The 21,285-nt window shown below is 39.9% G+C and carries 20 protein-coding genes and 1 pseudogene; 18 read left to right on the top strand and 3 right to left on the bottom strand.

Annotated elements, in window-relative coordinates; translation table 11 throughout:
- Positions 1–124: pseudogene (locus tag Q7U33_RS02620) on the top strand (IS1595 family transposase); the annotation flags it as partial.
- A 4-nt stretch (positions 125–128) separates the two neighbouring features.
- Here Q7U33_RS02620 and Q7U33_RS02625 read toward each other — a convergent pair.
- Positions 129–1,472: a CHASE domain-containing protein gene (locus Q7U33_RS02625; RefSeq protein ID WP_304858036.1), complete on the bottom strand. Its 1,344-nt coding sequence runs from the start codon at positions 1,470–1,472 to the stop codon at positions 129–131.
- 396 nt (positions 1,473–1,868) lie between these two features.
- Here Q7U33_RS02625 and Q7U33_RS02630 point away from each other — a divergent pair, with 396 nt between their 5' ends.
- Positions 1,869–2,309, top strand: a complete 441-nt coding sequence (locus Q7U33_RS02630) for an Rrf2 family transcriptional regulator (RefSeq protein ID WP_304858037.1) — start codon at positions 1,869–1,871, stop codon at positions 2,307–2,309.
- Positions 2,310–2,442: 133 nt separating this feature from the next.
- Complete coding sequence (locus Q7U33_RS02635; protein WP_304858038.1) at positions 2,443–3,687, top strand: globin domain-containing protein; 1,245 nt, start codon at positions 2,443–2,445, stop codon at positions 3,685–3,687.
- A 204-nt stretch (positions 3,688–3,891) separates the two neighbouring features.
- Here the strand turns inward: Q7U33_RS02635 and Q7U33_RS02640 are convergent, their stop codons facing one another.
- The gene (locus Q7U33_RS02640) at positions 3,892–4,062 is read right to left on the bottom strand and encodes a CsbD family protein (protein WP_304858039.1); all 171 of its coding nucleotides are present in this window, start codon (positions 4,060–4,062) and stop codon (positions 3,892–3,894) included.
- 809 nt (positions 4,063–4,871) lie between these two features.
- Between Q7U33_RS02640 and Q7U33_RS02645 the strand changes: the two genes are divergently transcribed.
- From Q7U33_RS02645 to galE, 5 genes are all read left to right on the top strand, one after another.
- Positions 4,872–5,393 (top strand): BON domain-containing protein, encoded by a 522-nt coding sequence (locus tag Q7U33_RS02645; protein WP_304858040.1) that lies wholly within the window; start codon positions 4,872–4,874, stop codon positions 5,391–5,393.
- A gap of 108 nt (positions 5,394–5,501) precedes the next feature.
- Positions 5,502–5,648, top strand: coding sequence for a lmo0937 family membrane protein (locus tag Q7U33_RS02650; RefSeq protein ID WP_304858041.1), 147 nt, complete (start codon positions 5,502–5,504; stop codon positions 5,646–5,648).
- A gap of 46 nt (positions 5,649–5,694) precedes the next feature.
- A complete protein-coding gene (locus tag Q7U33_RS02655) occupies positions 5,695–5,910 on the top strand; it encodes a hypothetical protein (protein WP_304858042.1) in 216 nt (71 codons plus the stop codon).
- A gap of 202 nt (positions 5,911–6,112) precedes the next feature.
- The gene (locus Q7U33_RS02660; protein ID WP_304858043.1) at positions 6,113–8,521 is read left to right on the top strand and encodes an EAL domain-containing protein; all 2,409 of its coding nucleotides are present in this window, start codon (positions 6,113–6,115) and stop codon (positions 8,519–8,521) included.
- Between the two features lie 398 nt (positions 8,522–8,919).
- Positions 8,920–9,939 carry a UDP-glucose 4-epimerase GalE gene (gene galE / locus Q7U33_RS02665; protein ID WP_304858044.1) on the top strand — a complete coding sequence of 340 codons (1,020 nt, stop codon included), beginning with the start codon at positions 8,920–8,922 and terminating at the stop codon, positions 9,937–9,939.
- A 138-nt stretch (positions 9,940–10,077) separates the two neighbouring features.
- Here the strand turns inward: galE and Q7U33_RS02670 are convergent, their stop codons facing one another.
- Positions 10,078–11,496: an alkaline phosphatase PhoX gene (locus Q7U33_RS02670; RefSeq protein ID WP_304858045.1), complete on the bottom strand. Its 1,419-nt coding sequence runs from the start codon at positions 11,494–11,496 to the stop codon at positions 10,078–10,080.
- A gap of 433 nt (positions 11,497–11,929) precedes the next feature.
- Here Q7U33_RS02670 and Q7U33_RS02675 point away from each other — a divergent pair, with 433 nt between their 5' ends.
- The 10 genes from Q7U33_RS02675 to Q7U33_RS02720 all read left to right on the top strand — a co-directional run.
- Positions 11,930–13,321, top strand: coding sequence for an undecaprenyl-phosphate glucose phosphotransferase (locus tag Q7U33_RS02675; RefSeq protein WP_304858046.1), 1,392 nt, complete (start codon positions 11,930–11,932; stop codon positions 13,319–13,321).
- A gap of 175 nt (positions 13,322–13,496) precedes the next feature.
- Positions 13,497–14,042: a DUF4114 domain-containing protein gene (locus Q7U33_RS02680; protein WP_304858047.1), complete on the top strand. Its 546-nt coding sequence runs from the start codon at positions 13,497–13,499 to the stop codon at positions 14,040–14,042.
- A gap of 191 nt (positions 14,043–14,233) precedes the next feature.
- The gene (locus Q7U33_RS02685) at positions 14,234–15,373 is read left to right on the top strand and encodes an NDP-sugar synthase (protein WP_304858048.1); all 1,140 of its coding nucleotides are present in this window, start codon (positions 14,234–14,236) and stop codon (positions 15,371–15,373) included.
- Between the two features lie 114 nt (positions 15,374–15,487).
- Positions 15,488–15,940 carry a type II secretion system major pseudopilin GspG gene (gene gspG / locus Q7U33_RS02690; RefSeq protein WP_304858049.1) on the top strand — a complete coding sequence of 151 codons (453 nt, stop codon included), beginning with the start codon at positions 15,488–15,490 and terminating at the stop codon, positions 15,938–15,940.
- Positions 15,941–15,949: 9 nt separating this feature from the next.
- Positions 15,950–17,131, top strand: a complete 1,182-nt coding sequence (locus Q7U33_RS02695; RefSeq protein WP_304858050.1) for a type II secretion system F family protein — start codon at positions 15,950–15,952, stop codon at positions 17,129–17,131.
- On the top strand, positions 17,128–18,891 hold the full coding sequence (locus tag Q7U33_RS02700; RefSeq protein ID WP_304858051.1) for a GspE/PulE family protein: 1,764 nt from the start codon (positions 17,128–17,130) through the stop codon (positions 18,889–18,891). The genes Q7U33_RS02695 and Q7U33_RS02700 overlap by 4 nt, the downstream gene beginning before the upstream one ends.
- Positions 18,872–19,687: a hypothetical protein gene (locus Q7U33_RS02705; protein WP_304858052.1), complete on the top strand. Its 816-nt coding sequence runs from the start codon at positions 18,872–18,874 to the stop codon at positions 19,685–19,687. Before Q7U33_RS02700 ends, Q7U33_RS02705 begins: the two co-directional genes overlap by 20 nt.
- Positions 19,684–20,232, top strand: a complete 549-nt coding sequence (locus Q7U33_RS02710; protein WP_304858053.1) for a PilN domain-containing protein — start codon at positions 19,684–19,686, stop codon at positions 20,230–20,232. The genes Q7U33_RS02705 and Q7U33_RS02710 overlap by 4 nt, the downstream gene beginning before the upstream one ends.
- Positions 20,233–20,235: 3 nt before the next feature.
- Entirely contained in the window at positions 20,236–20,808 is a 573-nt protein-coding gene (pilO, locus tag Q7U33_RS02715; protein WP_304858054.1) for a type 4a pilus biogenesis protein PilO, read from the top strand.
- A partial coding sequence (locus tag Q7U33_RS02720; protein WP_304858055.1) for a hypothetical protein occupies positions 20,805–21,285 on the top strand: 481 nt, incomplete at its 3' end. The genes pilO and Q7U33_RS02720, both read left to right, overlap by 4 nt.

The following is a 21,285-nucleotide window of genomic DNA, read 5'->3' on the forward strand; positions in this document are numbered from 1 at the left end:
GTTTAACGGTATCCCTAAGCATACGTTCTATCTGCACCTGAAAGAGACTGAATATAGATTTAATCATCGACGTGATAACATTTACCTTGAGATACTTAAACTTTTACGAAATAAACCGCTTTAGCTTCCTAAGACCCTAAATCATTATCATCACCCATGCGAACAATCGCTTGGTTTACTTCGCTTAAGGCTTGGTAAAGTTGCGTGAGATGTCTTATGCGATATTCTGCTAATTTTCTTTCTGTGAGATCTCTAATAATAGCGAAATAGTAGTTTTTGTCTAATTTACGGCAACTCACTTCAGCCGTGAATTGACTACCATCATGACGGAGGTACTGCCACTCACTTTTAATGGGGTTGTCAGCTGCCAACTTGTTAATAAAGTCTGATTGATCTGCAATATTATTGACTAGGACATCTTGCAACCGCATATTTAATAGTGCTTTATGCTGGTATCCCAGCATGCTCGCAGCTGCTGAGTTTGCGGAAATAAAACGATGTTGATAATTTAATACTACGACACCATCACCTGCTTGATCGAAGAGCTTTTGATAGCGATTTTCAGATCGTTGCCGACTGCTTAATAGAAACCATGCTAAAAAGGCAGATAATATGGTAAGTGTGAAGCCGAGTAGCGCGACAAACATTGGTTTGCCATAAGATAGCGTTCTTGCTTCAAATGCTGGGGTGCTATGAAACAGTAAAGTCCATTGACTGCTACCAATATCTAATACTCTTTTTGTAAAAATACTTTGATCTCCACTTGCCTCTGCACTTTGTTTCAAAGGTCCTGTACTTGGTTCAGAAGATTGGTAATGTTGAGAGTTATATAAAAAAGAATCTTCGGTTACCTCAAGTCCCTGATGAATTTGTATTGCAACATCCTCATCGATTTCGCCTTTAAACCCGTTCATGAGGTCAGTCATGCGGAAAGGTACATCGACCCAGCCAATAATAGCGTTACGCCTGGCTTCTAAACTATTTAACGAGGTATTTTTTTTGTAAATAGGTAAATACATGACAAAGGCATGTTGATCTTTTTTGTCTGCATCCTGCGCGAGTGTCATTCTCGAAGAAATACGTGCCTCGTTGGTGTCTCTTGCTTGTTCAAGTGCTGCGAGTGCTGTTGGTAAAGTGAGTACATCTAAGCCTAGAGCACGAATATTTAATTCATCTAAAGGTTCTATTAATGTAATAGGGGCATAATGAGGTCTTTTACCTGCGGGCCTTATTTGTAAAACAGATAAGTTTTTTTTGCTTATATGGCTAATGTGACTTTTTTTATCGAGGTCATCAATCAGCTCGACGAGTGCGATGCCACGAACGCCAAATTTATCACCTAAGTTAAGTGATTTTATGTAGGTGTGAAATTCTTCTGGCGTAATTACCTCGGAAGCGTCTATGAAGCCTTTAACGCCATGCATAATCACTGAAATGGCGCTGAATCGTGCACGCAAATTGTTAACAGTCACGTCGGCTGAGTCATCCAGGGCTGAGTGAAGTTTGGCTAAGTTGTCACTATGTGCGTTGGACCATAGCTTATGTGTGATATATGAGCCGGTTATGAGTATAGAGCCGGTGAGCAACCACAGGATAATGTTGTATGTTATTAAATTGGTTGGTTTAATGTTAACTTGCATTTAAGTGATTAAGTGCCAATTCATTTATTTTAATTGCAGTGTACATGAAACATTAGGTAATGTAATGGATAGATATTTACAGATGTGCATTTATTGCAGATTTTTTTGATTCACGGTTACTTAGTTATCATTTTTTTTAAGTTTTTGGCTCCCAAATAAATAGCCTAATGCATTAGTGATGTCATATGTTGCATATATTATGCAACATATGTAGAATCTATTACTATTATGCAAATTACAAAATTCACTGATCTTGGATTAAGAGTGCTGATGTACCTGACTCAGGAAGTCAACACGTCCATAGTGACTATTAATGAAATTGCACAACAGTTTGATGTACCAAGAAATCACCTAATTAAAGTGGTCACTAGGTTAAATAAATTAAATTGGGTGATTGCCACGCGTGGTAGAGCGGGTGGATTAAAGCTTGGGGTTAGGCCATCTGAGCTAAAACTAGGAAATGTTTTACGTGAACTTGAGAATAAAACTTCACTTATTAATTGTGCTGAGCCGCTTTGTGTTTTGAGTGGTCAATGTCATTTAAAGGAAATATTAGATCATGGTTTAAATAGTTTTTATGAGGAAATGAACAAATACACACTGCAAAGTATTGTTGATCTTAAAACGCAACAGGCTGTCATTAAGTTGCATCAACGTTATGTTAGCTAATAATGATTGAGATTATTGGTTAATGTTAAATAAGTAGTATTAAGTAAGTAGTTAAATAAGTTTACCAAGCACTCATTTGAGTGTTTTTTTTGAACATAAAAGTAGCATTTAAAATGCAAGTTAAGGAGATGTGATGTTATCAGCGGCAGCAAAACCATATATTGAGGCGAGTGTGCCTGTATTAAGGCAGCATGGGTTAGCTATTACCACGCTATTTTATAAAAATATGTTCGAATCACATCCTGAGCTTAAAAACCTATTCAATATGGGAAATCAGGCAAATGGGTCTCAACAGCAATCTTTAGCCGCCGCCGTGTTTGCCTACGCCGCAAATATAGAAAATAGCGCAGTATTAGCACCAGTGATTGAACGGATTGTGCATAAGCATGTGTCTGTTGGGATTAAGGCTGAACATTATCCAATTGTTGGTAGTCATCTTATTGGTGCCATTAAGGGTGTGCTTGGCGATGCTGCAACCACTGAGTTACTAGCAGCTTGGGAAGAGGCGTATGGTCTTTTAGCTGATGCGCTTATTGATGCAGAAAATAGATTATACAAGCACAATCATCAACAGCCAGATGAGTGGATTAAAGTGAAAGTTGTGGAAAAGCGACATGAGTCAGAAGATGTGGTTAGCTTTACGTTGCAAGCTACCAATAATTTAACCCCAGATCAATTAGCCCCAGATATGTTAACAACAGGTCAATTAGCCTTGCCAACATTTAAAGCGGGTCAATATATCAGTGTGGCAGTGCATATTGAAGACTTAAACCTAAGGCAGATCAGGCAATATAGCTTGTCTGACGCTAATCAACATAACACTTACAGAATTACAGTGAAACGTGAAAAAGGTGATGAATATAAACCTCGTGGCAATGTATCAAACTGGTTACATCAGCATGTGAGAGTAGGCAGTGTTGTTGATATTAGTTACCCATGTGGAAACTTCACTCCTGACATTTTAAATCAGCAACCTATCGGGTTAATTTCTGCAGGGGTAGGCATCACACCAATGATTTCAATGGTAAAAGAAATATCTATTAATAATCCTACAAGAAAGGTCTTATTTGTACATGCAGCAAGAAACAGAGCTAGCATTGCGCATATAGACGAGATAAACCAAATAAAGAATGAATTGAATCACTTAGAGACTGTTTTCTTTTTGAATGAATCAAAAAAACAACATATTGACGAGCGGGAAGGGCGTATGGATTTAACGGATCATATCTCTGCTGAATTTAAAGGTGGTATTTATTACCTATGTGGGCCGCAATCCTTTATGGATGATCAGCGTAATGCCTTGCTTGAGCTTGGCGTAGACGCTAATAACATTCATAGGGAGGTATTTGGGCCAGAAAGTTTGAGTCATATTATTTAATGAGAGATTGATTCGGTGCGTGCTATTTTAATGCTCACCGAATCTATTTAGTATTAATCATTGTTTGGTTGATATGCCGCACGCAGGATTAGTATGTAGTGGCGATTCAGACTTATATTTGATTTATGCAAGTAAAATGACCGTATTGCACGGTCATTTTATGGCTAATTTGTTTAGTTAAGTGTATTTTTTTTATTTAAAGTTTTATTTCTTTAAAGCATCCTTAACATCACCATAATTTTTTTCTGCTTTGCCAGAAATTTGTTTACTTAAGCCTTTAATTTGTTGGTTTTTGCTACCAACTAGCTTTCCAGTTTCTTCCTGAACTTTCCCTGCAATTTCCTTAGACTTGCCTTTTACTTGATCTTTATTCATTGCATCAAATCTTTTATCTAGATGGTAGATTGCTCTGCAGTGTCAAGCATTATGAGCACCTATGATTAGCTACTCTGTGCGATACCTAACCTAATCAAATATAGTTGGTATTTTCAAAAATGACAGTAGGGTGTAAATTTTTGATTGAAATACGTTGCCTAACGCATAGAGCTCAACATGCTCTTAACAGATGATTATGTTCTTAAATTTTAGGATATAAAAATGATTAAACGTAAGAACAAGCTTTTTGAAATTACGGCAAGAAAAGGTGCTGAAATGTCTAGAGAAAAGCATTATGCATCGGCAAAAAAATGATGGAGAAAATAGGCTTACCTCATCACATTATTGAGCGAGTGCTATATGAACCACATAACATTAGAAGTACTGATTAGTAATATTTAGCTAGATTTTAGCTTCTGCAATAAATCATTTGTGTGATTCATAGACACGTCAAATCATTGAAACCAGTAGTGACGATTTTTTGCATACAATTTAAGCATATTCATTAAATTGGCAGTATCTGTGTATACTAGGGTCAGGTTTGAGGATGACGATAGCAATCGTCAATAGCAGTTATTCAGCTAAGTTTATTATTCAGGTAAGTCTATTTTGGGCATTTCCAATCATCAATGATGAGGGGAAATAGACCAGTCTACGTTTATATGGTTTTGTTTTTTAATTAAACATCACAATATAAATGTCAATAATTGAAACTGAAATAGTTGGTTATGTTTACTAGTGCATAGGCTAGGCTAAACATTTCTCTAAATCACTCTCGACGTTCATTTATATTACCTATAGGAATTACCATGAAAAACAATACACACTTTAAATCTACACTAATGATGATTGCATTGGCAGCAAGTTTTGGCAGTTCACAAGCGTTTGCTTTGGATAGCTCAAATGACGCCAACAAAGGCATCTATAACGCATCATTTAAAGCGCTGGATACTGACAGTAACAACACCCTAACGGAGTTAGAAGCAAAAAAAGAAAAGCTATTTGCCACAAATGTAAACTTTGTAGAGGCTGATGCCAATTATGACGGTCTTCTAAATGAAGAAGAATATACAAACTACAGGTCACAAGCAGAACAGAAAAATGTTAAACGTGTCCTTAACGATAGTTTAATCACCTCAAAAGTGAAAGCTAATTTGTTAAATGAAGAGGGCGTTAAAAGTCTAAAAGTGAGCGTTGAAACACATCAAGGTGCAGTAATATTAAGCGGCTTTGTTGATACAGAAGCGCAGATTTACATGGCTGGAAAAATAGCCACAGAGACTGAAGGCGTTAAATCAGTGAAAAATAGCCTAATGATTAAAAAAGATTAACCTTAACTCAACCAAAATTAGTGTAAAAATAGCTTTAGGTTTCGTATTTTGAAAGCCAATTAAAAATACAACTTAAAGCGATATATTCAGTTAAATAAGGATTATAAAATGCTTCAAACTATTGCAGTGATACTTGTTATTCTTTGGGTGCTCGGTCTGGTTTCTTCTTACACGATGGGTGGGTTAATCCACATTCTTTTGGTGGTAGCAGTCGTCGTAATACTAGTACGCTTGATTCAAGGCCGCCGTTTGTAATGTATTTTAAAATCAAGCACATACATAATATAAAAGGATAAATAAGATGAAAGCAGTCAAAATGTTGGCAATTATATTGATAATTGCAGGAGCTCTAGGACTAGCTTACGGTAGCTTTACTTACACTAAAGAAACCCATCAAACTAAAATAGGGCCTATCGAACTTTCTATCGAAGATAAAGAAACGGTTAGCATACCTGTTTGGGCTGGCTTGGGTGCCATAGTGGTAGGACTTATCCTGTTGGTAGCACGTAAGAACTGATTTATCCGCACGTTTTTGTGCACACTCTAGCTGGTTAGCTGACTAGATACCTACAATGAACCACGACCTGATGACGGGGCGTGGTATCTAAATAATCGATTAGCTTCGTTGGCTAATTTTTTTCCTTTACATCGCTAGTGTTGGCGTAGTTATTGCTTGGTTATTCTTGGGCTATTTGATAATAGAAAAGAAAAACCAGCATATGAAATTATATTTGAACACCTCAGATCAGACTTTTGATTTTGCCAATCTTGATCTAACTCATACACACAATCCAGAAAAGTCAGTATTTATTTTTGACTTTGATGATGAGGAGTCATTGACGTCTACCCTCAATCAGCTTGCGGAGAAGCTACCAGAACAGCTGCTTGAAAATTCCTACGTGATGATCGCAAAAGATGCTAATCCGACGTGTCCTGCGGAGACGATTGCAGGCATTGTCCCATTCAACATTTTTTACACTAGACGTCTACACTCATGGTTGCTAGATGATATTAGCTTGCATGTGCAGATTTATTTTCAGCCTATTGTTGATTTTACCCAGAACGGAAAAATTTTTGCCTATGAGGCCCTGTGTCGCATCAAGAACCCCTCTGGAGAGTTGTTGAATGGTGAAGAGTCATTTAAGTTGGCGAGCCAGCTTAAATGTAGCGAAGAACTAGATATTGCTTGCCAGCAAAACGCATTAGTTGGTAAAGCAAATTTAATTGCACCAGGTACTCCAATCTTCATTAATGTGCTGCCACAAACCATTATGAAAAAGCGCTGGCTGACATTAATGATGGAAGCGCTAAGCAAATATGGTATTGATCAGCGTGAAATTGTGATTGAAATTGTTGAAAGTGAAAAAGTATCCCCCGAGCTTTTATCCGAGTGTTGTGATGAGATTCGTGCTCACGGCCTTCGTATCGCACTTGATGACATGGGGTCAGGCTTTAATGGTTTACGTACACTGGCCGCTGTTCGTGCAGACTATATCAAAATTGATAGGGCGATTGTTCATGAAGCACAAGGCAGTCGTGTACGTACAGTATTGTTGGAGGCTATTATCTCAATGGCGCAAAGACTCGGCTGCACCGTTGTGGCAGAAGGTTTGGAGCGCGTAGAAGACATCAACTTCTGCCTAGACCTTGGGCTTGCTTATGCGCAGGGCTACTATTTTGCAAAACCAGAAAGTAAGCCTACCGAGTCAGTGGCAGCGTTACCTAAGCAAGATGAAGCTCATCGCTCTCATATTCCAGATGAGTTCCGGATTGGCGAGTTTGTGATGCGCGGGCTCACGATAGAGGTCAACACTTCCATTGAAAAGGCGCGAGAAATTTTCCGGGATAATCCGGATACTGAAATTGCTGTGGTGTTAGATAATTTGCGGCCTATCGGTTTGCTCAAGAGGGGTAAGGTATTTACCCAGCGTAGTAGCTCATTGGGTGCCTATTGTGATGCATTGCCAAAAATGATTACCAGTCGTACTCCTTCATCACTATTGGCGAGAGGACTCTACCTAGAACGCGGAGATGCCGAGCCCTGGATTATGGTGGGCGATGATGGTGTCTACATCGGCATTCTACAGCCGCTAGAGATTATGGCACAGTTGATCAGTCGTAAGATGAGCACTGGCAGTCTGCACCCACTTAGTCAGCTCACCACAGGACCAACATTACGGCAATCGCTTGATATCAGCATACGCAATAATCCCAACACAGTATTAGTCTATATTGATCTTGATCACTTTAAAGCCTACAACGACAGGTATGGGTTCATACGTGGCGATGCCATGATTCGCCTATTATCAGAAATTGTCAGGCAGGAGTTTCTTGGCGCTGCAGGGACGTTGGTTGGTCACATTGGTGGTGATGACTTTGTGTTGATTTTAGATCATATCAACACAAGCCTTGAAGACAAGTTGCTGGATGTGATCTATCATTTCCAAGATCTCGCCAGCCATTTATATGACACATCAGATCTAGAGCGTGGGTTCTTTACTACAGAGGATGGTAGCGAGCACCCAGTTGCAAGCATCTCAATCGCTATTGTCAATGGTAGCCAAGGTACACTATCCAATAGTGTAGCTGCTGCAGAGCGTGCGGCTTATCTGAAAAAAATTGGTAAATCCAACATAGGTAGCATCATTGTCGTGGAAGATGTTACGCCTAGGCTTGTAGTGCCAGAACATGAGGTACATTCTGATTGGCAGGCACGTGCGCTAGAGGCGTTGCAATCCCTACTTAAATATCGTCGTTCGGAAGACTCACATTGCATGGATGGCTGTTTCACTGATTATCCGTTCTTTGAGGTGGTATTTGAGCTTAACGCCAACGGGATGCAGAGATATCCAAATTGGATTAATCCAAATATGTACGGCAAGATTAAAGCAGGTGGGGCAGCGGTTGATCGTAGCCTTCAAGCTTATTACTACGAAGCGCATGAAGCGCTAAAGCCGTATATCTCTAACATTTACCTATCAACAGCGACTGAAGATTTTTGTTTGACGGTATCGTTGCCTATTCTCAATCAGGTAGGGGAGCTGGAATCAATACTCGTTGCTGACATCAGTATTGCTGCAATGGCGATGCTGAGTAGCAACATTGTAGCTACAGATAAGAAGCGCTAATGAACGCTGCTTCTTAAACAATGTAGGCGATCATATTGCATCAATAAAGTGTACTAGCTTAGACCTGAACTGACAGTCACCGTATTTTTAGGGTATCTGTCAGATTGGATTTGGTTTAGGTTTTTTCCATCACAAATCAGTTTCCAACTAAGTTAAAGTTTCCATTGGCGTTCTACCGTTACAAACTTTGCCCTAGTGAGTTCTTTCATTATTGTAATAATTGAGCCAATCGACCAGATATTTTAGCAAGGTTACAAATCGGAAAATAATAAACCTCTATGATATTCTGGTAAGTCTACTTCATGTCTATAGTCCACTGTGACTATAACGGCAAGTGATTTACATACTAAGTATTCAAGTATTGTTTGAGGTAATTTAAACAACTCAGAATTAACGTTATGGCCATTATGATTACTGGTGGGGCTGGCTATATAGGATCCCATACTTGTTTGCAAATGTTAGAAGCTGACTATGAAATCGTTGTTGTAGATAATTTATCCAATAGTCGAATTGAGTCGATTAATCGTATAGAAAGAATTTCTGGGGTAAAAATACCATTCATTCAGGCTGATATTCGTGATAAAGCAGCAATGCGAAAGGTGTTTGAGCGTTATAACATTACTGCAGTTATTCATTTTGCAGGTCTTAAGGCGGTAGGTGAGTCAAATGAGAGGCCGCAGCTTTATTATGATAATAATGTTATAGGTAGCCTTAATCTTTTTGAAGTGATGAGTGATTTTGGTGTTAAAACTATCGTTTTTAGTTCTTCAGCGACGGTTTATGGTAATCCTATTTCAGTGCCAATTAAAGAGAGTTTCCCATTAACGGCGACTAATCCGTATGGACGGACTAAATTGATGATTGAAGATATTCTTCGTGACATTCATGCAGCTGACAATACATGGAGAGTAGCTTTGCTCCGCTATTTCAATCCGATTGGCGCGCATAGCAGTGGGTTGATAGGTGAGGATCCTAATGGTATCCCGAATAATTTATTACCCTATTTAGCGCAGGTTGCAGTCGGACGTTTATCTAAGCTACGTATATTTGGTAACGATTATTGTACGCATGATGGTACTGGCGTCAGGGATTATATTCACGTTGTTGATCTGGCTGACGGCCACGTTGATGCTGTAGATTATTTACTTAATAAACAAGATTTTATTACTGTAAATTTGGGTGCAGGTAAAGGATATAGTGTACTAGACGTTGTGAAAGCTTTTTCGAAAGCCAGCGATAAATTAATTCCATATGAATTTTTACCCAGACGTCAGGGCGATGTGGCAGTTAACTATGCAGACACTACACATGCTATGCAGTTGCTCGGATGGCGCGCACAGCGAGGGTTAGACGATATGTGTCATGACACTTGGAAGTGGCAGTCAAGTAATCCTAATGGTTATGAGGTCACCTGTTAAAGTATTTGAATTTTAAAAAGCTGTTTTTGAAGATGCATTCAAGCCTGACATGCTTCTGACAGGTAAAACGCAAGCTGGATTAAGTATTTGCTCATATGCACTCATGACGACTCAAGACTTCACGGCAAGTGATTAGTTCTAAGGTGTTGAATCTTTGATGATATATAGCTGGCCGCCTTCTACCAATTCACCAGAAATACCATAATGAGCTTGAGTTACGCCTAGGTAGTATTTTTTGCCATCGTTCCTTTTCAGCACATTTGTTACGTCAATGATGCCTGAGTTTTCTTCATTCTGAGTAAGAAAATTAGCAGCGCCAGCAACGAAACGGTTACGGTCGGACTCGAATATTTGTGTCCATGTATTACCTTTTGTATCGAATTTCCATGTTTTGGCAACATATGCATTGTTGCCAGGATCTTCCTGAATAAGGATGTTGCCGTCCGTATCTACTGTTATGTTGTCAAAATTTCTGGCAGTTTGACCATCGGTACCGGTTAAACTAGCTGAGTCTTTGATCATTGAAATGGTGCCGCCCATGCTGTGATCAAAATTCAGCCTATATAATTTGGACGATCCTCCGTTAGCCGTGCCCGTTGTTGCAAAGTAGAATGTAACAGCATCAGCCCATTGACCATCTTCTGGCCGTGCAAAGTTGGTAATCCCTTTGGCATTGCTTTCGATTTGCAACTCCACACCAGATTGATCATAGTTAACAGCTTCGAGTGTAAATTTTCCGTTAATTGCACCAGATTCAATTGCAACATCCTTAACTTTAATACCATACAGATTTCCGTTTGTTAATCCAGCCCTGTCAATGTCTGAACCGGTATTTGTTTTTGTCCCTTTGTAGAGATAAACCTGACCTGGTGTAGAGTCGTTTGTAGCTACTACGATTGTTTGATCGCCTGAGTATGGATTAGCCAAGCTGTTTTCAAATGAAAAATTACCCATTCTCGGTAACTCGTAAGCTGTGCCTTTATCAGGTCCTGTCGCGATAAATGCATAAGCACGGCCTTCTGTACCAGATTCTTCGCCAGTCATGAAGATGCGGCTCTTTGTTCCAAGCCCTGTACTTGCATTATAAAAGGCGGTTGCTGCTGGCAGGTCACCTGAGCATAAGCTTACAAAACTATTGGCTGCTCCTGATGCGGGCTGGTAGTTTGTGCCATTCCATACTTGATGATTGATGGCTAGATCATTGCCGCTTATTACGGTTAGTGTATTTTTATTAATCTTAAACTCTGAAACAAATGCCCCTGATGCACCGTGCGCGCGGACTTTACCAAGTGCAGCAGCTAGTTCGTGGTTCATTAGCAGAGTGAAAGTATTATCGTCATTGTCATAAGCGCCTAGACCATCAGGAATGCCAACCATTTTAAAACCATTGGTAGCTTGGTCGCCAACTGTCATGATTGAGGTGACTTCCCAGCCTTTTGCAGTGGAAGTGATGTAAGGTGTCTGACTGCTAGAAGGCCCCTGCTCGGCAATTGCATAGCTTGCACCTAATGACAGAGATAAACTGATTGCTAGTACGATAGGCTTATTTTTAAACATGTTAATCTCGAAAAAATGATCAAAAGCATTTAGCTTGCTTATCTACTTTGCTTTGGTTGAACTGTTGATATATTAAAGTAATTTTGTTGTAAAACATTTTAGCTAAGTAAGCCAATCGGCTTATAGTAAAGCGCTCTTTAATTCACACTTTTGTATTTAATCATTACTTAAGTTAAATCATGCTATTGCCATGTTATGGTAATAGCATGATTACTATATATAAATATATTAGTGTTAAATTTAAATCGTACCCGTTAGCAGGATGCCTTAATGATTGTCTTAGCTCAAAATAATTTTCAACTTGTTTGAAATGATAGGTTATTTTTATTTGATCGATTTAAATTCATTTTACAGAATGTGCTTAAAGACATAATAACGTCATATTTTTAATCTAAATTGTGACACTTGGTGAAATTTAATCTAAGTGTCCAAAATGAGATTCCAGCAGCAACTAAGTTTTAGTAAAGCGTTAAATTTTCATACTTTAATCAAAATATTGGTTGATCCTGTATTAATGATTGCGTCTTTGTTTATATTAACGAATTATTTTCAAGATAAAATTACATCGCAGTATGTTGTACTTTCTATCATGATCTTTGCACTTACTTTTCCTGGTGTATGGGTAAAAGCAAAAAGCTTTTTTGAGGAATTGTTCAATACCTTTGTGCAGTGGTTTCTGACCATTGGAATCCTTTTGCTGTTTGGCTATGCAACAGGGTACTTGAACCATTTCGCACAGCAGATCATTGTTTTATGGGCAGTGATTACACCAGTTATTTTAGTCTTAGCGCATCTTTTGGTAGCTAGCTACCTTTCAAGCAAATACTATATTGCCAGTGTTAAGAAAACTGCTGTCATCATTGGTGTAAATGAATTAAGTCAGCAGTTATTTGACAGAGTCAATGCCAGTAGGGAGTTGGCAATCGAGGTTAAAGGCTTTTTTGATGTTATTTCTGAACAATCGTCTTCTGATTTTAAAGTGAATGATATTGAGTTGATGGGTACTGTCGCTGACCTGCCAGAATATGTTAAAAATCATAAAATCGACTTAATTTATATTGCGTTGCCGCCTTCACTGCATGATGAGATTATGACCGTATTGGATGACTTGAAGGATACAACGGCATCTATCTATTTTGTGCCCAATTTCTTTATGGCTGACTTAATTCAGGCACGGATTGATGATATTGATGGGATGCCTGTCGTTGCTGTGTGTGAGACACCGTTTTCTGGTTTTAATGGCTTTATGAAAAGTATAAGTGACTTTATTCTGGCCACTACAATTCTATGTCTGATTTCGCCTTTGCTGATTGTATTGGGCCTAGGTGTAAAGCTGAGTTCTCCAGGACCTATACTATTTAAGCAAAGACGCTATGGCTTGGATGGTCATGAAATCGTTGTATATAAATTCAGGTCGATGACTGTCACAGAAGATGGGGATAAAGTCACGCAAGCTACGGTAAATGATAAAAGGGTGACGAAATTTGGGAAATTTATACGTAAGACATCATTGGATGAGTTGCCCCAGTTCATCAATGTGATACAGGGAAGGATGAGCATTGTTGGCCCTAGGCCGCATGCAGTCAGTCACAATGAAATGTACCGTAAAGTGATTAAGGGATATATGGTTAGGCATAAAGTCAAGCCTGGCATTACTGGATGGGCGCAGGTTAATGGATTTAGAGGTGAAACTGAATCTGTTGAGAGTATGAAGTCTCGCATTGAGTATGATTTAGATTACTTAAAAAAATGGTCATTATCCTTAGACCTGAAAATTATCCTTAAAACAGTACTCCTTGTGTTTAGAGACTCTAAGGCTTACTAATCAAATAAAAAGTATGATGCATCCTTTTGTGTTCACCCGTGCGGGTTAATCTAGTCCACATAGACTATATTTAATGCCCCTTAAAATTATCACCGTAATATTGATCAATTAATATTCGCTCGAGTTTTGTTAAAAAATGATATTAGGGGTATTCGACGTGAGACTGGTTAATTTCTTGGTAGCTTTAATTTTTATTTCTTTGGCAAACACGATATTTGCTACAGAAGTAAAGCATAGTGCATTATTTACAGAGCCAACAGCAAATCGCTTATATGTGGCGTCAACAGGTGAGGTTGTGGTTACTTTTATCTCAAAATCTGCGGCATATTCAAGCGACCTTTATTTAGCTGGTTCGCCAACAAAAATACTCAATAACCAAACCGCAACACCAGGACAGAATTTTTTATTAGGTAGTTTTCAGGCTGGAACAGAGTTAGTTTTTCGCATGTATGTCAATAATACAGGTCATAGTTTTTATAATGGTGAAGCGGCAAGCAATCCTGATAATACAGTACATGCTACCTATAAGACGCTAGGAAAAAATGCGATGAAGGTAGGGTTTGAGGATATTTATAACGGTGGGGATAGAGATTATAACGATCTTGTGTTCTCGGTTAATAACGTCACTATCAGACCGCCAGTACCTGAGCCAGATGTTTCAGCGTTGATGCTGGTTGGTTTACTCATGCTGGGTGTGGTAGCTCATAAGAAGGCAAAGTAGTTCATGAATAACATAAAAAGCGGCTGAACCAGCCGCTTTTTTCATTATTGGCATGGTACATGCATCGTTTAACCAAACCGTCATGAATGCTTAATAATTAATCTTTATTATCATTATGAAAACCCATTGTTATTGGCATCTAATTATATTGGCGCTGATATTTACTCAAACAGATTTAGAAAGTTTTACCAATGAAAGCCATGATTTTAGCTGCAGGTAAAGGTACACGAGTACGTCCTTTAACTTACGAACTTCCCAAACCAATGATTCCGATTTTAGGTAAACCAGTCATGGCATATTTGATAGAGCATCTAGCTAAACATCAAGTAAATGAAGTCATGGTGAATGTTAGCTATCTGCACGAAAAGATCCAGCAGTATTTTGGTGATGGGCATCGGTTTGGTATAGCGATTGGGTATTCTTTCGAAGGTGATATTAGTAATGGGAAAATCGTTCCTAGTCCAGTAGGCTCCGCTGGAGGGATGCGGAAAATACAGGATTTTGGAGAGTTTTTTAACGATACCACAATTGTCATATGTGGTGATGCGATTATCGATCTTGATATCACGGCTGCTGTAGCCGAGCATAAGAAAAAGGGCGCATTAGTAAGTTTAGTAGCTAAAGAAGTGCCAATGGATAAAGTTTCCGAGTACGGTATTGTTGTTACGGATGATCATGGAAAGATTATGTCATTTCAGGAAAAACCAAGCCATTCTGAGGCACGATCAAATCTTGCAAGTACTGGTATTTATATATTTGAGCCAGAAGCATTGAATTTGATTCCGTCAGGCAGTACTTTTGATATTGGCTCCGATTTATTTCCTCTGTTAGTTGAGAGAAACTTACCATTTTATGCAATTAATCATCGTTTTAACTGGATCGATATTGGTAAAGTTTCTGATTATTGGGATGTAATGCAACAAGTGATGCGCGGAGAAGTGCCATCAATGAATATGCCAGGTAAACAAATAAAGCCTGGTATTTGGGTTGGTTTGAATGTGAGGGTTGACTGGGATAATACGAAAATAGAAGGACCAGTTTATATCGGCTCAGGTAGCCGAATCGACAAAGGCGCTGAAATCGTTGGGCCTACTTGGATTAGTGATGGATGTCATGTGCAGCGCGGTGGCAAGGTAATCAGAAGCGTGCTGTTTGAGTATACGAGAGTTGGCCAGGACTATAGTTTTAATGAAATGATTGTTTGTGGTGAGTACTGCGTAGACAAGCTCGGAAGAATGATGCATGTTGATGACGATACTTGCGACCTGATTTGGTCAGATGCTAGAGAAAAGGTCATTTATCCAATGAACTACCCACAAGCAAGAATTTAGTCGCTTTTTCTTCAAAAATTAGGACTTTGTGATAAAACTGTCACAAAACTGAAACGCTATTGAAAACAAGATTAACTAGAATTGCCACATAAACTTCACTTTGTGTCATTTAATATGTCAATTCTAGATCAGTCATTCAGTTTTAAATCCAGATTGCCACAATTACTGTGTTCAGGCTTCACGCTACTTGAATTGCTGGTTGTCATGGTCATTATTGGTTTGTTGGCGGGTTACGTAGGGCCTAAATATTTTGAGCAAATAGGCAAGTCAGAGACAAAAACTGCACGTGCTCAGATTGACGCACTGGGCAAAGCTTTGGATCAATACAGAATTGAATTGGGGCAGTACCCTAACACCGAGCAGGGCTTAGCAGCACTTAACAAGAACCTTAGCAATGATCCAAAATGGGCTGGTCCATATCTTAAAAAAAATGTTCCTAATGATCCATGGAACAAGCCATATTTTTACAAATCGCCAGGAGAACACGGTGACTATGATCTTTACTCACTGGGTAAAGATGGTCAAGCAGGCGGTAGTAAAGAGTCTGAAGATGTGGTGAGTTGGTAACCTGATCTGATGGATTATCAAGTTAAAGCTATCAGAGGAAAGGAAATCGTGCTTTTAAACGTATCAGCAATGCATGTTGATGATGCTATTGCACAGATTAAGGCTAGAGGCTATACGCCAATTGTAGCGCAAACAAAAAAACATCTTTTATCAAGCAGTGTGGATAAAAACTTCCCCTTGGAACTGTTTAGTCAAGAGTTATTAGCCTTACTTGAGGCTGGACTTAATCTCGTTGAAGCGATTGAGACACTGGCGGAAAAAGATCAGCGTAGAGAAGTTAAGCAAATATTAGATGCGCTACTGCAAGCGCTTTATCAGGGGCAGACATTTTCATCGGCATTGGAAATGCAGTCTCAAGTATTTCCAGTGCTTTATATCGCAACCGTTCGAGCTAGTGAGAAAACGGGTGACTTGCCAGAAGCACTTGGACGCTATGTCAGCTACGAGCAGCAACTTGGGCTAGTGAAAAAAAAGATAATTTCTGCTTCCATCTATCCTATTTTGCTAATGTGCGTGGGAGGATTGGTCATATTGTTTTTGCTTGGTTTTGTTGTGCCTAAGTTCAGCCGTATCTATGAAGGGACTGGTGGAAACCTGCCTTTTCTATCACAGGTGTTATTGGCATGGGGTTCATTTTTAGAAAACCACGGCAAACAGTTGCTCATTGTATCGATATTCAGCATGGTTGGTTTGGTGTACGGCTTGTCACGACCTTCAGTCAGAAAATGGATAACAAAGGCTATCTGGCAACTGCCAGCGTTAGGTTCCCGTTTAAGAATTTTTCAGTTAGCACGATTCTACCGTACGTTGGGGATGCTACTCAAAGGTGGAACATCAATCATAGTTGCTTTGGAGTCTGTTGCTGGATTACTTGACGTTTCACTACAACACAAAATGAAACAGGCCTCTATATCTATACAGGAAGGCCAGGCCATTTCACTTGCTATGGATCAGGCTGGCCTCACTACACCTATAGCATTGCGTATGTTGAGAGTAGGGGAGCGTGGCGGAAAAATTGGCGACATGATGGAGCGTATCGCTTCATTTTACGATGAAGAGTTGGCGCGCTGGATAGATTGGTTTACCAAACTATTTGAACCGATACTTATGTTGTTGATAGGTTTGGTGATTGGGGTAGTGGTGCTGTTACTTTACATGCCGATATTTGAGCTTGCAGGGAATATTCAATGATTGATTTGTCAAAAAACTCGCAAGAAGTAGAGCAAACTCAGCCAGACTCTGATTTGGATATCATTGATCAGGGTGTAAAAGCAACAATTCGCGCTGACCAAATCAGGCAGGCCAAGTCAGTAGCAATATCTCAACAGCGTCGCATTCTGGATATTCTAGAAGAGTTTTCTGGGTATAACCAAGAGGTGTTTCTCGAAGCATTAAGTGACGCACTGCATTTTCCATCAATTAGCATGAAAGCACTTCATGTCCTGCCAGTGGCGTTTGATGTGCTTTCATTCCAAAATGCGCAAAAAAGGGAATGTCTAGCCTTTTATGCAGATGAAGATTCTGCAATGGCAGACTTGATCATTGTGTTTGCCGATCCCTTTAATGAGGGATTACAAGAGTGGGTGATAGAGAATATCAGACAGCCATATACCTTGTATCTAGCACATCACAAAGATATCGCTGCATTTATAGCAAAACATGAAGAAACAATGCGCGCGATGGATGGCTTGAATGCAGGCGCCAGCAGCATTGGTGTTGATTCAGATGAGGTTGTCGCTGACTTATCATTGAAGTCAATCAATGAAGATACTAATCCTATCATCAAGCTCATTAATTCAACACTTTACGATGCATTGAAAGTGGGTGCGAGTGATATTCATCTGGAGTGCTCAAATGCAGGTTTGGCGATTAAATATCGGATAGATGGCGTTATTGCTAGCGTTGGTGGCATGCAGGGCTTAGAAAATGCAGATCAGGCGATATCACGTATCAAAGTGATGGCTCAGCTTGATATTGCCGAACGGCGCACACCGCAAGATGGGCGTTTTAAAGTCATGGTGCAAGGGCGGGATGTTGATTTTCGCGTCTCTATTATGCCAAGTGTATTTGGCGAAGATGCTGTACTTCGCGTTCTGGATAGAAAAGCCTTATCAGAAGAAGCGCAAGGCCTAAGTCTGCATACCTTGGGATTTGATGAGAAGATCATTCTCCAGTTCAGGCGTTTGGCCACCGAGCCATATGGCATGGTGTTGGTGACTGGACCGACAGGGAGCGGAAAGACAACCTCACTTTATGCGGCTATATCCGAAGTGAATACAGGTCACGACAAAATTATTACGATTGAAGACCCTGTTGAGTATCAGTTGCCTGGTGTATTGCAAATTCCAGTCAATGAAAAAAAAGGACTTACGTTTGCACGTGGGCTTCGTTCTATTTTGCGGCATGACCCAGACAAAATCATGGTCGGCGAGATTCGTGATTCTGAAACGGCTCAAATTGCTGTTCAAGCAGCGCTTACTGGTCACCTAGTGTTTACAACCGTGCATGCAAATAACGTACTGGATGTCATTGGACGTTTTATGCATATGGGTGTCGATCCTTACAACTTCGTCTCTGCAATGAATGGCATCATGGCGCAGCGATTGATCAGGGCGATCTGTGTGCATTGTGCAGAAGACTTTGAGCCAGATGCGCATTTGCTGGAGATATCTGCAATTACACCGTTAATGGCATCGGGCATGAAGTTTAAATATGCCAAAGGCTGTGGTCACTGTCGTGGTACTGGCTACCGAGGTCGGAAAGCGGTTGCTGAGCTACTTATATTAAATGATGAGATACGCGAGATGATTGTTGCTCGTGAACCGATCAGGAAATTAAAAGAAGCAGCCAGACGTAGTGGTATGCGTACCATGCGCGAGGCAGCACTTGAAGCCGTTAGTAACGGCATTACAACACTGCAGGAGATCAATCGTGTCACTTTTGTCAATTAATCAACTATTAGCGGTAATCGGTACAGATAGCATCGCGGTAGTGAGTCGGTCGCGAGGGCTGCGTAACCGAGTGATTGATCAGCAGTACGCCACATTTCCTAATGAATCCAAAGATCCTGCATGGGCAAGAGCCATTGGCCAACTAGATGCATTGCTAACAACCATGCAAGTTGAAGCGAAATCTAAACTTAAGATCACGCTAGCAAGTGATTTTGTGCGGTATCTGGCATTACCATCACAGCAAGTTGCCATGAATTCGGCAGAAAAATCAGCTTTTGCTATTGCCTCATATCAAGAAGTATATGGTGCGGTGATCGATGATTGGGAGATTAAATTACACGATGCGCCCAATCACAGCGTTACGATCGCTGCCGCGATTGATAAAAAACTGTTAGATGAAATACGAGCGCTTGCACACAAGCATAAATTGCAACTGTTGACTGTGCAGCCATATTTAATGACAGTTTTTAATAGTCTCTCTAGTCAGATCGCAAATGTGAATGGCTACTTGGCTGTTGTAGAGTTCAATCGATTGCTTTTGGTCAATTTATATCAAGGGCATTGCCAGAATATCCGTGTCTATCCGTTAACGAACGGCTGGCAACTTGAATTTAAGAACTTAATGATGAGAGAGTCATTAATGGCAGATACAGGACATCATCAAATTTTAGTCTATGCACCTACACAAAAAAATATTGCGATCAATGCGATCGAAGGCTGGCAGGTTAGCCGAATCAGTACAGTTAAAAATACATTAAAAAACTATCATTTTGCGATGCTAGAGGCTTCTGTATGAGTCAAAAGCTACATCTAGACTTTATTGACGTTCATCCCTTTGCACCAAGTAGATTTAGTTTTATCGGTATCGTTGTGTTGGGGTTGGGTATAGCACTGATATTTTTTACCTTACAGCAATACCAATCAATATCGGATAAGCATCATGAAGTCTTGTTAAAGCTTAAGCAGTTTAATAATCAGCCTAAGAAAGAAACCATTACTAGAAATGTTAGGGAAGAAATTCCAATGGAGATCAAGACACAGATTAAAGCTTCAGTGGCTGATTTGACGATTCCATGGAATGAGTTTCTTAATGCAATTGAGGGGGCTGACTTAAAAGATGTTGCATTACTCAGTTTGGAACCAAGTATAAAAAAACAACAGGTTATTTTGGCGGGGGAAGCCAAAAACTTGCACTCTGTAATGCAGTTCATTCGCCGTCTGGAAGCGCAACCAATCTTGTCTCAGGTTTATCTTCAAAAGCATCAGCTAGATGAAGACAATGTTTCAAAGCCAGTAAGGTTTACTTTGGTAGCGCGATTGCATATGTTTAAAGCAAACTGATTGATGAAAATATACAACTTGTCCTATTTGTATTGGCACTTGACCACAGTAGCGAAAAATCTGGGGTTGTGGGGAGTATTAGGGTTTGTACTTACGATTGTAAGTCTTTTGATTTACTTGACTAAGGTCGTAGTTGTAGAAGACGAGTTGGTTGCGAGTGTGGCTGAGTTAGAACATCAGGAAAGAAAAAAAACAGAACTGCGTGAATCGATCGTTGTGCCTCAGCACACAACAGTGCAGGAATTGGAGGCATTTTATGCGATGCTCCCTTCAGCTACCAGTTTGCCAAAATGGCTAGGGTTTATTGATGAAACTGCGGCAAAGCAACATCTTATTCTTAACCGTGGAGATTACAAACTTTTGCAAACTCAGCAAGGCAGGATAATGCGATATGAAATTATCCTGCCAGTAGTTGGTAAATATACTCAAATTCGCCACTTCATCGCCTCAGTATTGCATCAATTGCCTGCATTGGCACTGAGTGATATTCAGATTAAGCGTGAAAATGCATTGTCGCCAACGGTGGAAGCCCGGCTAGTATTCGTACTTTTTTTGCAGAGTGATACTTGGAAATGACCACTCCTGTTTCTAATGCTGCTGCAAAATCATCGAATAAACGACTGATGATTATTTTGTTGATCACGGTGGCGCTCACAATATGGACTGCCTTGCAGGAAGAAGATGACATAGATGATTTGCATGTTGCAAGACCTTTAAGCACGCCACGAGTCACTCCCATGGAAATCAATGCCACTTCTCAACTGAATGACCAAGCGTTGAATGAGGTAAGGCCACACGCTGGAGATGATTTCCTTATCCCATGGCAAAAATTAAAACGTGAACCATTATCAGGTAAAACACATGACTTATTCAAATTGCATTCATGGATCGTTATCCCGCCGATCAAGAAAGTAAAGTTGCCTCCGCCCCCCCCTCCAACGGCTCCTCCTGCACCATTTCAATATGTAGGGAAACTTGAAAACTCTCCAAAAGGCACACAGGTGTTTCTTATGTTAAATGGAAAACTTTATACCGTTGTGAAAGGTGAAAAAA

The organism is Methylotenera sp. (genome assembly GCF_030653755.1).
Taxonomy (GTDB): Bacteria; Pseudomonadota; Gammaproteobacteria; order Burkholderiales; family Methylophilaceae; genus Methylotenera.